13 protein-coding genes, 14 tRNA genes and 1 rRNA gene are annotated in these 13,514 nt (G+C 40.4%); all 28 read left to right on the forward strand.

Going from position 1 to position 13,514, the window contains the following annotated elements; translation table 11 throughout:
* Window positions 1-214, forward strand: a 23S ribosomal RNA gene (locus tag DW059_RS08670); the annotation flags it as partial.
* 67 nt (window positions 215-281) lie between these two features.
* A tRNA-Asn gene (locus tag DW059_RS08675) sits at window positions 282-353 on the forward strand.
* 28 nt (window positions 354-381) lie between these two features.
* Window positions 382-453 (forward strand) — tRNA-Glu (locus tag DW059_RS08680).
* A 75-nt stretch (window positions 454-528) separates the two neighbouring features.
* Window positions 529-601, forward strand: a tRNA-Thr gene (locus DW059_RS08685).
* Window positions 602-607: 6 nt separating this feature from the next.
* Window positions 608-681 (forward strand) — tRNA-Ile (locus DW059_RS08690).
* Between the two features lie 20 nt (window positions 682-701).
* Window positions 702-775: transfer RNA gene (locus DW059_RS08695), tRNA-Asp, on the forward strand.
* Window positions 776-779: 4 nt separating this feature from the next.
* A tRNA-Val gene (locus DW059_RS08700) sits at window positions 780-852 on the forward strand.
* Between the two features lie 3 nt (window positions 853-855).
* A tRNA-Leu gene (locus DW059_RS08705) sits at window positions 856-939 on the forward strand.
* A 31-nt stretch (window positions 940-970) separates the two neighbouring features.
* Window positions 971-1,044 (forward strand) — tRNA-Arg (locus DW059_RS08710).
* 75 nt (window positions 1,045-1,119) lie between these two features.
* The gene (gene nudC, locus DW059_RS08715) at window positions 1,120-2,061 is read left to right on the forward strand and encodes an NAD(+) diphosphatase (RefSeq protein ID WP_117698506.1); all 942 of its coding nucleotides are present in this window, start codon (window positions 1,120-1,122) and stop codon (window positions 2,059-2,061) included.
* 79 nt (window positions 2,062-2,140) lie between these two features.
* Entirely contained in the window at window positions 2,141-2,749 is a 609-nt protein-coding gene (locus tag DW059_RS08720) for a hypothetical protein (protein WP_117698507.1), read from the forward strand.
* Window positions 2,750-2,788: 39 nt separating this feature from the next.
* A complete protein-coding gene (locus tag DW059_RS08725; RefSeq protein WP_117698508.1) occupies window positions 2,789-3,232 on the forward strand; it encodes a DUF1700 domain-containing protein in 444 nt (147 codons plus the stop codon).
* A gap of 54 nt (window positions 3,233-3,286) precedes the next feature.
* Complete coding sequence (locus tag DW059_RS08730; protein WP_117698509.1) at window positions 3,287-5,656, forward strand: Crp/Fnr family transcriptional regulator; 2,370 nt, start codon at window positions 3,287-3,289, stop codon at window positions 5,654-5,656.
* 274 nt (window positions 5,657-5,930) lie between these two features.
* On the forward strand, window positions 5,931-6,107 hold the full coding sequence (locus DW059_RS15915; RefSeq protein ID WP_022243479.1) for a hypothetical protein: 177 nt from the start codon (window positions 5,931-5,933) through the stop codon (window positions 6,105-6,107).
* 115 nt (window positions 6,108-6,222) lie between these two features.
* The gene (locus tag DW059_RS08735; RefSeq protein ID WP_117698510.1) at window positions 6,223-6,513 is read left to right on the forward strand and encodes a rhodanese-like domain-containing protein; all 291 of its coding nucleotides are present in this window, start codon (window positions 6,223-6,225) and stop codon (window positions 6,511-6,513) included.
* 63 nt (window positions 6,514-6,576) lie between these two features.
* Window positions 6,577-7,734 carry a THUMP domain-containing class I SAM-dependent RNA methyltransferase gene (locus tag DW059_RS08740; protein WP_117698511.1) on the forward strand — a complete coding sequence of 386 codons (1,158 nt, stop codon included), beginning with the start codon at window positions 6,577-6,579 and terminating at the stop codon, window positions 7,732-7,734.
* Window positions 7,731-9,446, forward strand: coding sequence for a lectin like domain-containing protein (locus DW059_RS08745; RefSeq protein WP_117698512.1), 1,716 nt, complete (start codon window positions 7,731-7,733; stop codon window positions 9,444-9,446). The genes DW059_RS08740 and DW059_RS08745 overlap by 4 nt, the downstream gene beginning before the upstream one ends.
* Window positions 9,447-9,457: 11 nt before the next feature.
* Window positions 9,458-10,537, forward strand: a complete 1,080-nt coding sequence (locus tag DW059_RS08750) for an N-acetylmuramoyl-L-alanine amidase family protein (RefSeq protein ID WP_117698550.1) — start codon at window positions 9,458-9,460, stop codon at window positions 10,535-10,537.
* A gap of 1 nt (window position 10,538) precedes the next feature.
* Entirely contained in the window at window positions 10,539-11,138 is a 600-nt protein-coding gene (locus DW059_RS08755; protein ID WP_117698513.1) for an XTP/dITP diphosphatase, read from the forward strand.
* A 13-nt stretch (window positions 11,139-11,151) separates the two neighbouring features.
* Window positions 11,152-11,661, forward strand: a complete 510-nt coding sequence (locus DW059_RS08760) for a metallophosphoesterase family protein (protein ID WP_117698514.1) — start codon at window positions 11,152-11,154, stop codon at window positions 11,659-11,661.
* A 124-nt stretch (window positions 11,662-11,785) separates the two neighbouring features.
* A tRNA-Pro gene (locus DW059_RS08765) sits at window positions 11,786-11,859 on the forward strand.
* A 6-nt stretch (window positions 11,860-11,865) separates the two neighbouring features.
* Window positions 11,866-11,936, forward strand: a tRNA-Gly gene (locus DW059_RS08770).
* A 22-nt stretch (window positions 11,937-11,958) separates the two neighbouring features.
* A tRNA-Arg gene (locus tag DW059_RS08775) sits at window positions 11,959-12,032 on the forward strand.
* A gap of 46 nt (window positions 12,033-12,078) precedes the next feature.
* A tRNA-His gene (locus DW059_RS08780) sits at window positions 12,079-12,152 on the forward strand.
* A gap of 35 nt (window positions 12,153-12,187) precedes the next feature.
* Window positions 12,188-12,256, forward strand: a tRNA-Gln gene (locus DW059_RS08785).
* Between the two features lie 73 nt (window positions 12,257-12,329).
* A tRNA-Lys gene (locus DW059_RS08790) sits at window positions 12,330-12,402 on the forward strand.
* 271 nt (window positions 12,403-12,673) lie between these two features.
* Window positions 12,674-12,862 (forward strand): hypothetical protein, encoded by a 189-nt coding sequence (locus DW059_RS08795; RefSeq protein ID WP_117698515.1) that lies wholly within the window; start codon window positions 12,674-12,676, stop codon window positions 12,860-12,862.
* On the forward strand, window positions 12,859-13,347 hold the full coding sequence (locus DW059_RS08800; RefSeq protein ID WP_117698516.1) for a pyridoxamine 5'-phosphate oxidase family protein: 489 nt from the start codon (window positions 12,859-12,861) through the stop codon (window positions 13,345-13,347). The genes DW059_RS08795 and DW059_RS08800 overlap by 4 nt, the downstream gene beginning before the upstream one ends.
* Window positions 13,348-13,514 lie beyond the last annotated feature (167 nt).

Raw genomic sequence — 13,514 nt, forward strand, 5'->3', positions numbered from 1 at the left:
GGTGCATCAGCTGGATACCAAATCCATAGCTGGGTAGCCAAGTCCGGAAGGGATAAACGCTGAAGGCATCTAAGCGTGAAGCCCCCCCCAAGATGAGATGTCCCTGTCTATAAGACAGTAAGACCCCTGAAAGAGTATCAGGTAGATAGGGCAGAGGTGGAAGCACGGTAACGTGTGGAGCTGACTGTTACTAATCGGTCGAGGGCTTGACCAAAGCAACTCGGAAACAATCTGTATGAAGTTTTGAAGGTATGTTATAAAATAGCATAGCCTATTAATAATCCTCGATAGCTCAATGGTAGAGCGCACGGCTGTTAACCGTGATGTTGTAGGTTCGAGCCCTACTCGGGGAGTTTTTATCAACATTGATAAATAATATATGGCTCCGTGGTCAAGCGGTTAAGACATCGCCCTTTCACGGCGGTAACACGGGTTCGATTCCCGTCGGAGTCACTTGGGTGAAAACTCATGGATTGTAAACTGCAAGATTGGCTGAAAGGCTGGGTTCATAGTCTGCAGAAGGCATACGCCGATGTGGCTCAATTGGCAGAGCAGCTGATTTGTAATCAGCAGGTTATCGGTTCGAGTCCGATCATCGGCTTTATATGGACCTTTAGCTCAGTTGGTTAGAGCAACCGGCTCATAACCGGTCGGTCCTGGGTTCGAGTCCCCGAAGGTCCACTTTTATTTTAAATTTATTTGGCCCAATGGCTCAGTTGGTTAGAGCGCCGCCCTGTCACGGCGGAGGTCGCGGGTTCGAGTCCCGCTTGGGTCGTTTTGGGATCTTAGCTCAGCTGGGAGAGCATCTGCCTTACAAGCAGAGGGTCACAGGTTCGAGCCCTGTAGGTCCCATATGCCCGCGTGGCGGAACTGGCAGACGCGCAGGACTTAAAATCCTGTTGTGGTGACACAGTACCGGTTCGATTCCGGTCGCGGGCATTCATACCGATGGTATGTAATAATTTAATATGTGCGTGTAGCTCAGCTGGATAGAGCACTTGGCTACGGACCAAGGTGTCGGGAGTTCGAATCTTCTCACGCACGTGGAAAAAGGACTTTGAATCTTTGTTTAGCAGAGATTTGGGGTCTTTTTATTATATAAAAAAGGGTGGCGCAGGTATGATACAGGATATTGCACCAATGAAATTTCACAATGAATATCAACAGAGAGAATGCCGGGATAAGGATATCGTATTTTTATTTTCGGGAAATAAACTCCTGGTAAAAAAAGATTCTAAAATCAGTTTCTTCTATATAAAAGAGTTTTCAAAAGAACTTATAAAAGAGACAGAACAAGAGGCTGACGGATTCGGTAACAAAAGATTGCAATATCTGTTTTCTATTGATGATGTACAGTATTATCTGCTGAATGTATGGACAAAGGAAGAAGCAGAAAAAGAGGTAGAAAAGCAGCTTGATGAGCAGGTCAATAGGCAGAGCAAAAAGCAGAACCATAATATTGGAAATATGGAATGGGTTACGATTCGCAGCCTGCGGGAAACAGTTTCAAAGAAAGATTGTTTTGCTGCGGCAACGGCATATCATTTGTATGTGTGGTATCGGGATAACCGTTATTGTGGCAGATGCGGAAAGGAATTGCAGCCGGATACGAAGGAGCGGATGATGCGTTGTGCATGCTGTGGCAATATGGTTTATCCGAAAATTGCTCCGGCAGTAATTGTGGGAGTAATATACGATAATAAAATATTGATGACAAAATATTCAGACAGGGAATATAAGAAATACGCATTGATTGCAGGTTTTACAGAAATTGGCGAAACTGCGGAAGAGACAGTTCGCAGGGAAGTCATGGAAGAAGTAGGATTGAAAGTAAAGGATATTGTATACTATAAGAGTCAGCCATGGGGCTTTGAATCCAATCTTCTGATGGGATTTTATGCCAGAGTGGAAGGAACAGATGCCATTACTTTAGATAAGAATGAACTTTCACTGGCTGAATGGGTACCAAGAGAACAGGTTGCAGGCATGGATGATAAAATCAGTCTTACCAGGGAGATGATGGAGAATTTCTATCAGAATGGCGAAAAATGTTTGCAATAACTACATTTTCTTGACAGTTTTGCATAAAAAATATATGATATAGAAGTGAAAAATCTTTTCAGAGAGGACTGATTTATTAATGAAGAATGAGAGTAAAAAGGCGAATGCAAAGCTTACATCAGTTCTTGCAGCAGTGCTTATTATAGTAGTAGCCATTGTAGCGGTAATTGCTGTAAAGACAAAGGATAGTGGAAGTCTTGGAACTTATTCATGTGAAATTATGTCAAGCGATAATTCATCGACTGTTTTTGAAATTACATTTAATGAAAAGAATAATACTTATAAAGAGAATATCAGTGTGGGAGACAAGGCAGTAGAGCTGGCATCAGGAACATTTGTCATGGATGGAAATAAGCTTACACTGACCTCCGATGGTGGCGATGTACAGAATCTTGTAAAACAGGGAAAATACCTGATTGCAAAAGATTATTTATATGAAGGTGAGATACCGGATGGAGATACTTTTGATGCTACCTGTACATTTAAGAATAGTAATAATGTGGTATATTCCATTACCTTTAAAGCGGATGGAACTTATGTACAGGATGATAATGGAGATGTATCGGAAGGAACTTATACGCGTGACGGAGACTGGATTAAACGTGAGAGCAGTTCTGGCACAAGCGTAGGAATTGATTATTTGATTTATAGCGGAAGAATAACTAATTCCTACTATATAAAAAAATAAAACAAAAAAGTAATGGAATAGAAGAGTTGAGGAAAATAAATGTCAAGAGAGGAATTCCTAACAGAATTAAGAAAGGCTTTGCAGGGAAGGGTAAGCCAGCAGGCGGTGAATGATAATCTCCGCTATTATGAAGAATATATTCTTACAGAATCTCATAAAGGAAAGACGGAGGCTGAAGTAATTGCAGAATTAGGAAATCCAAGACTTCTTGCAAAAAGCATAATTGATGCAGAAAATGCAACGGCAGAGAAAACTACAGCAGAACCACAAAAGGGAATGGATGGGCAGGAAACAGCTTCCGGAGAGTATTCTTTTAAGAAGATTAAAATTCGAATCTGGCTTATATTAGCGACAGTATTTCTGTTTGTAATTTTGCTTATAATTCTGCTTGCACAGGTAGTTGCATTTTTACTTCCGGTTCTGCTTCCGGTAGCAATCATTTTCTTTTTATTTATAGCAATGGGTATGAACAAAAGATTTTAATAAGCAAGTATAATAAAGTAATTTTAATATAGAAATAACAGAGGAATTTGTGTTATGGCAATGATTAAGGTCCCGGCAGGGAAATGCTTTATCAAGCATGGAACAGCGGTAAATGCACTGTATATGGTAATTCATGGAACAGTGAGACAGGTGTCTAAGCTGGAAGAAGTGCAGATTGGAAGCGGTAATATAATAGGTCTGATGGATTGTGCAGAAGAAGAATATATAGCAGATTATGTGGCAGCGGATGATGTAACACTTTATCCGTTTCATTATCATGTTCCGGAGGACTTTGGTAAGATATTTATCAGTCAGCCGAAATATGCAGCAGCATTTTTATCTGTGGCAATTCGTGAGGCGGACCATATGCTTGGACGAAACCAGAGATTTCAAAACAGTACAGAAAAATATTATAGCTTTGCACTGGCAATGTATCAGAAATATCAGGAGTTATGTAGAAAATATTGCATTCAGGAGAAAAGTTTCCGGAGAATAGAGAGCCTGCAGCCTTATGTAAGAACCAATATGGCACCGAAATGGGAAGCGGATTATTTCCATGAACTGGCAGAACTTGGGAATAGTGGAACTATGGATTTCTTTCAGCAGAAAGAGGATTTGCTGACGGGACAGATTATGCAGGCAGCAAGAGCTATGTGCAAAGCGGTAAGAGAGATTGACCATGCAAAAGAATATTTACAGGAGCATGTAAATCTGTATCTGGATACCAATCGAATGGATTTATTACAGCTTTATTTTGACATGGCAGCCCGTGCAGCAGCAAGTGGAGCTGACATCGAGGAAATACGACAGGCAATAGAGCCATTGTTACAGTTTATCAAGGACAACCGTCTGGGAGATGCAGGAGAACGGGACAAACGAATTACGGAATATCAGACTTATGATTTTAGCAATATAAAGATAAAGGCAGATGCAATATATAACTTTGCAGGAGAACTGATTGGTGAAGTACCAAAGCCGCAGGCAGAGGATAAGCTGGTTCAGGGAACGGAAGATTTACTGGAACAGGAATATGTGGAAACCGATGGAGAAGAGGAAGAAGAAACAGAGGACTGTCTGGTACATATCTTAGAATATGCAGGAGTGGCAGCAGAGGATGTACATAAAATTCGAAGCAAAATGCATGAATATGATGCAATTCCGGATAATTTTGATAATGATGAGAAAACGAGAAAACTTCGGAAAGAGTTGACAGCATTATTCTATGCTACTTATAAAAATGTATTTAAGCATGCCATGAAAGATGCGGATGACCTAGACCCGGTTATTCAGATGTTTTTGAATTTTGGATTTATGGATGTGGGAATGGTAGGAGAAGATACCGCTAATGAACTTTATGATTTGACAGATAAACTGTTCAAGTGTAAAAGCGACCATGTCTATACCATGTTTGAGTGGCTAAAGAGCATCTATGAAGGAAAGAATGAACCAAGCCGGAATGAATTTGACCTGGATTATAATGGATATCTGGCAGAGCAGAAGCGGATGGGTAAGCTGGATGCAGCAGGAATGGAGCGGTTGAAAACAGACTGCTGGGAAAAGACCAAATATGAGATGAATAATATGTTTGTGTCAACGAACCGGGCAACTTATGGAAAAGTAAGTACCTTCTGTCCGATTCTGAGCAAGCATGACATGGTGCAGGAAACAGAGAAGATGCTGGTGACTGCAGAGCGGATTGAGGAGGCAATCAAAAAAGTCCGTGAAGTTGATTATTCGTTGTTCTACCGTGAAGTGATTTTTTCAGATCCGATGCATGGTGTAAATGCTGAACCGGTGCAAAAAGAAGTATTTCCAGATGTTATTCTGATGCCGAATGTGGGAATGAAAGCAATGATGTGGCAGGAGACTGCCGGAGTAAAACGTGATACATCCGCCCGATTTGTTTTCCCGGTTATGACTATCTACAGCCTGCAGGATATGATGATAGAGACCTGCGGAAGATTCCGTTGGGAAATGTGCCGTAAGATACAGGGAATGCGTTGGAATGATATTACAGAGAAATCCCTTACTTCAGAATATTGTGATTATATCCAGTACTATCGGAAAAACCGTGATTTATCCACAGAGGCAAAGGAGAAGATTAAGAATACACTCTGGAAGTCAAAGAATAACTATCGTGAAGTATTTATTTCTGATTATATCGGATGGATTAAATACGAGGCAGGCGGCAGTTTCCGCCTGAACCGTGTAGCAAGGGATATTCTGTTCCGTTATTGTCCGTTTGCCAAGAAATACAGGGATGCATTAGAGGCAAACCCGATGTATCAGGATATGATCAGCCGGTTTAAAATATTCCAGGAACGTAAACTGCGTCATATCGATGGATTCCGTACCAGATATGAGAAGAACGGCGGCGAGATGAATATGGAACTGCAGGAAAATATGAATTTCTATAATATGTAAAGAACAATAACTACGAGAAATACGTTTTGCGAGCTACTCGTGTAAATAAGAAAGCCACATGAATCTTAGGATTCCTGTGCTTTCTTGAGGGGAGTATAAATAATTAATAAGGGGTATAACTGTATAAAAAAACAATTCTTATACGAAAAAAATTATAATATAAAAGTTTTTAAAATGCAATGCAAATGAGAATAATAATAAGAAATTAAGAAATAATATCACTGTATCAGAGAATCAAAAGAAAAAGTATCTGATAAAAAAAGGAGGCGATATTATGGCAAAAAATGCAGATAATGCAAAAAACAAAACAAGCAATGTAAACCGCACAATGAATGCTGATAATGACTTTGAAAATGCGGATAACAAAACCGGCAACAAAGCAGGCAATAGGACCAGCAACAGAAGTGATAACAAGGCGGATAACAAGACATCCAACAAATGCAATTACTAGGTCAATCTTATTGAAAAACTGCATATATTAAAATAAGAAACAGATTACAAGGAACACTTTGTAATCTGTTTTTTCATAGCAGAAAAAGTCAGGAGATTTTTGGGGGAGATGGCATATGAGATTTACGGCTATCAGTGTAGCGGAATTATGGAAACTAAAAGATGATCCACAGATATATATTGTTGATTTGAGAAGCAGGGAGGATTTTCAGGTATTTCATTTGAGAAATGCCCATTGTTATCCTTATGATGAGATAGAACACTGGGAGCATAAGCTGCCGAAAAATCGCAAGATACTGCTGTGTTGTGAGTATGGAAATACAAGTATGTATGCAGCAAAAAGACTGACGCGGCAGGGATATCAGATATATACTCTGATTGGAGGCCTAAATGCACTAAATGGATAGAAAAGAACATTGACAGTGTCATTTAGAACAGATAAGATAGTAGTGATAATGGAGAAAGAACATATGAAAACATACGAATTAACAGTGCCATGTCATTTTGGCTTAGAATCAGTTTTGAAAAAAGAAATATATGATCTGGGATATGAAATCTCAGAGGTGGAAGATGGAAGAGTGACTTTCATTGGTGATGCAGAGGCAATCTGCCGTGCAAATATTTTCCTGCGTACAACGGAGCGTGTGCTGCTTCGGGTAGGAAAATTTAAAGCGGAGACATTTGATGAATTATTTGAAGGAATCAAGGCACTTCCATGGGAAGAGTATATTCCGGAAAATGGTAAATTCTGGGTCACCAAGGCTTCTTCCATAAAGAGTAAATTGTTCAGTCCGTCAGACATCCAGTCTATTGTTAAGAAGGCAATGGTAGAACGGCTGAAACAGAAATATCATACCAATTGGTTTGAAGAAAGTGGTGCATCCTATCCGGTACGAATTTTCCTGTTGAAGGATGAAGTAATGGCAGCATTAGATACCTCCGGAGAATCTTTACATAAGAGAGGCTACCGGACTCTTACCAGTAAGGCACCAATCACAGAGACCCTTGCAGCAGCATTGATAATGCTGACACCATGGAATAAGGACAGAATTTTAGTAGATCCATTCTGCGGAAGTGGAACATTTCCGATTGAAGCAGCAATGATTGCAGCCAATATAGCACCGGGCATGAACCGTAGTTTCCTAGCAGAGCAGTGGACAAACCTGATACCGCGTCAGCTCTGGTACGATACAGTAAATGAAGCCCAGGAAATGGTGGATACCAATATTAAGGTGGATATCCAGGGATATGATATTGATGAAGAAATTGTGCGTGCAGCAAGAGAAAATGCAAAGCGTGCCGGTGTGGATGGCATGATTCATTTCCAGCAGAGACCGGTAAGCCAGTTGAACCATCCGAAAAAATACGGTTTTATCATATCCAATCCGCCATATGGTGAGCGATTGGAAGAAAAGGCGGCATTGCCGGAATTATACCGGACAATTGGTGAGGCATACAGAAGGCTGGATTCATGGTCTATGTACCTGATTACCAGCTATGAGAATGCACCAAAGGATATCGGAAGAAAACCGGATAAAAACCGCAAGATTTATAATGGAATGTTAAAGACATATTTCTATCAGTTCATGGGACCGAAGCCACCAAAACGGAAAGGGACAAAAGAGTGAGGGAAAAAGTACGTTATTCTAAGAGATATGTAGTATTCACGTTACTTTTAGTTCTTGCATTGATACTGAAATTTGCCAATTTTAAGGGTGTAACCGAAGAAATCGGACAGTTCCGTGGTGCAGATTTGCAGAGCAGCGACTGGAACCCTCTGATTGCAAAAAGCATCAATGAGAAGAATCTTACGGTAGCGATTGATAATAAAGTATATACCAACAAGGACAATGGAATCTATATGGATGAAAATCTGAATCTGATGGTACCATTGGACTTGATCCGGGACAGTTATAACTGCAGCGTGCATCTTTACGATGACACGGCTCTTTTGATAGAAAAATATTCAGACAGCTTGTGGATGAGCTTAGATGACCAGGAAGTACAGATAAATGATGAGAAGGAGAAATTTTCTTCTACATTGACACGGATTGATGACCGTTATTATGTGCCGGCAGAGGTCATTGCCTCGAAGCTTGGTTATTCTTATGCATGGGATGTTAATAAAAATGAAGCAGTGGTGGTGAATACTTCTTCTGAGACAAGCATTCTGCCATCTCATTATGACTTGCGGGAGAAAGGAAGAGCACCGCAGGTGAAGAACCAGGGAAATAAGGGAACCTGCTGGGCTGCATCTTCTCTGGCAGCACTGGAATCCATGCTGCTTCCGGAAGAAAATGATATATTTTCCACCGATAACATGAGTCTTGGAAACAGTTTTGGCTTAGGACAGAATGATGGTGGGGAGTATACTATGAGTCTGGCATATCTGACTGCATGGCAGGGTCCTGTATTGGAAAAGGACGACCCATATGACGGTGAGCTGACAAAGAATTTAGCTCCGGTCAAACATGTGCAGGAAGCACAGATTATTGAAAGCAAGGATTTGGAGAAGATTAAAGAGGCAGTTTTTAAATATGGTGCAGTCGAGACTTCTATTTACAGTACATTGCAGAATGTCAACAGCCGTTCCGAATATTTTAATCAGGAGACCAATTCTTATTGCTATGTTGGTTCAGAAAAGCCGAATCATGATGTGGCGATTATTGGCTGGGATGACAGTTATGCGAAAGAGAATTTCCCGGGAGATTTAGAGGGAGACGGTGCATTTATCTGCCAGAACAGCTGGGGAAAAGATTTTGGAGACAATGGAGTATTCTATGTCTCTTATTATGATACCAATGTAGGAATTCACAATCTGGTTTATACCGGAGTAGAAGATACCGATAATTATGATATGATTTATCAGTCCGATTTATGTGGCTGGGTCGGTCAGCTGGGATACAACCGTGATACCATTTATGGAGCAAATGTATATACAGCGGAAAGCAATGAAAATTTAGAGGCAGCAGGCTTCTATGCAACCGGGAAAAATACGGAATATGAAGTATATGTAGTAAAGGACTATGATGGAAGGGAAAGTCTGTCCAAACGGCAGAAAGTAGCTTCCGGAAAGTTTGATAATGCAGGTTTCTATACCGTTACTTTTGATAAGAAAATTGCAGTGAACAAGGGAGAAAAATTTGCCATTGTACTGATGATAAAGACTCCGGATTCCGTGCATCCAATGGCAATTGAATATAAGGCAGATGAATCAACCAGAAACGTAGATCTTTCCGATGGAGAGGGATATATCAGTACCAACGGCAAAAACTGGGAAAATGTAGAAGAAACCCAGTCTGCAAATCTTTGTATAAAAGCATATGCAAAAGAAAGGTAAGTCAGAGCGGGATGGAAGAGAAAGTTATTAAAGCAGCTACCGTGATTATTACTGCCATAAGCATTATTGTGGCAGGAACGCTGCTGTTTTTTCCACAACTTCATATCCGGGCAGAGGAAAACAGGGAACTTCGGGCACAGGAAGCCATCGAGCGCAAGGAAAATATGGATGCGCTGGAAATGCTGCAGTATAATACGGCAAATGTAGACAGCCAGGAGGGCATCAGCTTTGACCAGCAGCTTCGTATTGCGTTACCGGAAAATGTGACACCGGAAGATGTCAGCGTAGAAAATGACTATCTGACCCAGACCATTATCATTAAAATTCCGGGAGCAGATGAGAATTATCTTTATAACTATCCCATGATAGGAAAGAGCTATCATATAGATAATCTGACTTATGAAAGTGAGCCGGAATATGGTGTAATTGAGATCTCTTTAGATAGTGTGGTGGAATTACAAAAGACATCTGACGAGCATTATATTTATATGGATTTTTTGACACCACATGAAGTCTATGATAAAGTTGTGGTAATAGATGCAGGACATGGTGGAAATGCACCGGGAGCTACAAAGCAGGGCATTAATGAGAAAGATATTGACCTTGCTATAGTGCTTAAAGTAAAGGAATTATTTGATGAAGCAGGAGATGAGAGCGTCGGAGTCTACTATACGAGAACGGATGACAGCAATCCAAGTCTTGAACAGCGTGTAGATATGGCAAATAAAGCCGGGGCAGACCTCTTTATCAGCGTACATAATAATTCTACCAAGAGCGGAAGAATGTCCAGTATCAACGGAACAGCAGTCATGTATGATGAAGAGAAGGCATCTGAGGAAAATGGAAGTATGCAGTTAGCCCAGATTTGCTTAGAAGAAATGACAGCGGCGTTAGGAAGTACCAGTAAGGGAATTGTAAAAGGACACGAGATTTATATTATACGAACAGCAGAGATGCCGGTAGCATTGATAGAAGTAGGCTTTATGACAAATCAGGATGAACTGAACCGGTTGAATGATGAAGCATATCAGAAAGAGGCAGCACAGGCAATTTATAATGCAATTTACCGGGCATTTCAGGAGGGATATTAAGATGAATAAAATAATATTTGCAACAGGAAACAAGGACAAGATGAAAGAAATCCGCATGATTTTATCGGATCTTGATGTAGAGATTCTTTCTATGAAAGAAGCCGGAATCAGTGTGGATATTGAAGAAAATGGAACTACTTTTGAAGAAAATGCACTGATTAAGGCAAATGCTGTGGCAGCATATACAGATGCTATTGTTTTAGCTGATGATTCTGGTCTGGAAATTGATTATCTGAATAAGGAACCGGGTGTATATTCCGCCCGTTATATGGGAGAAGATACCTCTTATACCATAAAAAACCAGAATCTTTTGGACCGTCTGAATGGAGTACCAAAGGAACAGCGGACCGCACGCTTTGTATGTGCAATTGCGGCTGTATTACCGGATAAAGAAACACTGGTAACCCGTGAGACAATTGAGGGATATATTGGATTTGAGCCTCAGGGTGAAAATGGATTTGGCTATGATCCAATCTTTTATGTGGATGAATATAACTGCTCCACAGCAAGCTTGCCACCGGATAAGAAGAATGAAATGAGCCATCGTGGAAAAGCATTACGCGCAATGAAAGAAGCACTCATGGGAAAAGGTTTATCATAAAGGAAGATAAAAGATGAGAGTATTGATAGTAAGTGATACCCATAAGAAACATGAAAATCTGATAACGATTATGGAAAAAGAAAGACCTTTTGACCGTATGATTCATCTGGGAGATGCAGAAGGTTATGAGGACTATATTGCGGAACTGGCAGGATGTCCACTGGACATTGTGGCAGGAAATAATGACTTTTTCTCTGAACTTCCGAAAGAAAAGGAAATTGAAATCGGAGGATTAAAGGCATTGATTACCCATGGACATTACTATTATGTTTCTGCCGGCCTGGAGGATATCAAGAAAGAGGCAAGGGGAAGAGGCATGGATATTGTAATGTTCGGACACACCCACAGACCGCTTATAGAAAAGGATCATGGTGTAGTGGCATTGAATCCGGGCAGCACATCATATCCTCGTCAGGATGGACATCTGCCGTCTTATATCGTGATGGAAATCGACGCAAATGGTACTCCGGACTATCAGCTCAAATATCTTTCTGAAGAAGAAAAATCAAAAAAACCTTTATAAATTGGGGCAAGATTCGGAGTTGTAAAAATTTTTTGAAAAAATTTGAAAATAAATGTTGACAATTGGTATATGCTATAATATAATATGTCTTGCGTCACGGAAAAAGAAATTTAAATAGCGTTGACGGGGTGTGGCTCAGCTTGGCTAGAGCGCTGGTTTGGGACCAGGAGGTCGCAGGTTCGAATCCTGTCACCCCGACTTCATGCGGGTGTAGTTCAATGGTAGAACACCAGCCTTCCAAGCTGGATACGTGGGTTCGATTCCCATCACCCGCTTTCTAATTGGAAAATTAGATATGTGTTCGTAGCTCAGCTGGATAGAGCAACGGCCTTCTAAGCCGTGGGTCGGGGGTTCGAATCCCTTCGAGCACATTTTCCCAAGAGGGAAGAGAGACCGCCTGATGGCCGGAATCTTATGGTGGGTATAGCGCAGTTGGTTAGCGCGCCAGATTGTGGCTCTGGAGGCCCAGGGTTCGAATCCCTGTATCCACCTTGATGCGATGGTTAGAGCATCTTTTGTAAAATTGATGGCTATCGCCAAGCGGTAAGGCACAGCACTTTGACTGCTGCATACGTTGGTTCGAATCCAACTAGCCCAGTTAAGCTGTGATGTATCTTGAAGGATTCCAAAAGGATTTGGAAAGAGCACTTATCGAACTAAATATGTATGGGATATTAGCTCAGTTGGTAGAGCACTTGACTTTTAATCAAGTTGTCCGGGGTTCGAATCCCCGATGTCTCAGTAGTTAAAAATGGCGGAAATACTGATAAATACAGTGTTTCCGCCATTTTTGTGAGTAATCGGAAGCAGTGCTAAGTAAGCCCAAATATTCATCTTCACCACATCTTCAAGGGCATTTTTGAATATCTTCGTCTTCATTTCATCTTCAAAAGGAGAAAAAGAAGCGTTTGCGTAATTAGGTAGAATGCTTTATGATTAAGACAATGAGGTGTTAGGAAGGCTTTCAAAAATCTTTGGAGAAACATATAAAGATTGAAAGGAAGATGAAATAATGTATTATGGAAAAGAAACAGGTGAATTAAAAAAAGCAAGAGAAGAGTATGAAGGTATTTTTGGTTATGATCCAAATGGAGAAATGGAATTAGAGTTTAATGAACAAGACGAATATTTAGCAGTTTTATTACAGTGTATAGAAGAAAAGAAAGATATGTTTGATGTACTTGGAGGAGAAAAAGCATGACAAGAAGAGAACGTGAAGTAACAGATATAAATGAAATCCTTAAGATTATGGATGCCTGCAAGATTGTGCATGTGGGACTTGTGGATGGTGACCAGCCTTATGTGTTACCGATGAATTACGGCTATACCTATGAAGATGGGAAAATGGTGATTTACCTTCATGGAGCAAAGAAGGGTTATAAGTATGATTTGATAGAGAAGAATCCGAAGGTATGCTTTGAAATGGAGTGTGATGTGGTGCCATTTGAAGGAAAGGTGGCATGTCAGTATGGTAATTCCTATTCCTGTGTTATGGGAAAAGGGAAAGCTGTTATCGTAGAGGATGTAAATGAGAAAATGCAGGCACTTTCCATTTTGATGAAATGCCAGACCGGAGGCGATTTTACTTTTAATGAAGAACTGGTATCCATTGTCAATGTGATTCGGATTGATGTAAGTGAATTCAGCGCAAAAAGAAGACCGATTCCGGAAGGATTGAAAAAGTAACAGAATAACAGAAGATTGAAAAAGAAATATTGACAAAGAAATATTGATAAAGTAGAAAGCAGGATTATGAAAGTGTAATTCCTGCTTTTTTCTATCCTCAATCATTTATCACAAAACTGTGACAATCTATTCGTTGCGCGACGTAGGAAGCATTTGTATAATGAGAC

This window comes from Roseburia sp. AF42-8 (assembly GCF_003435965.1).
Lineage (GTDB): Bacteria > Bacillota > Clostridia > Lachnospirales > Lachnospiraceae > Roseburia_C > Roseburia_C amylophila.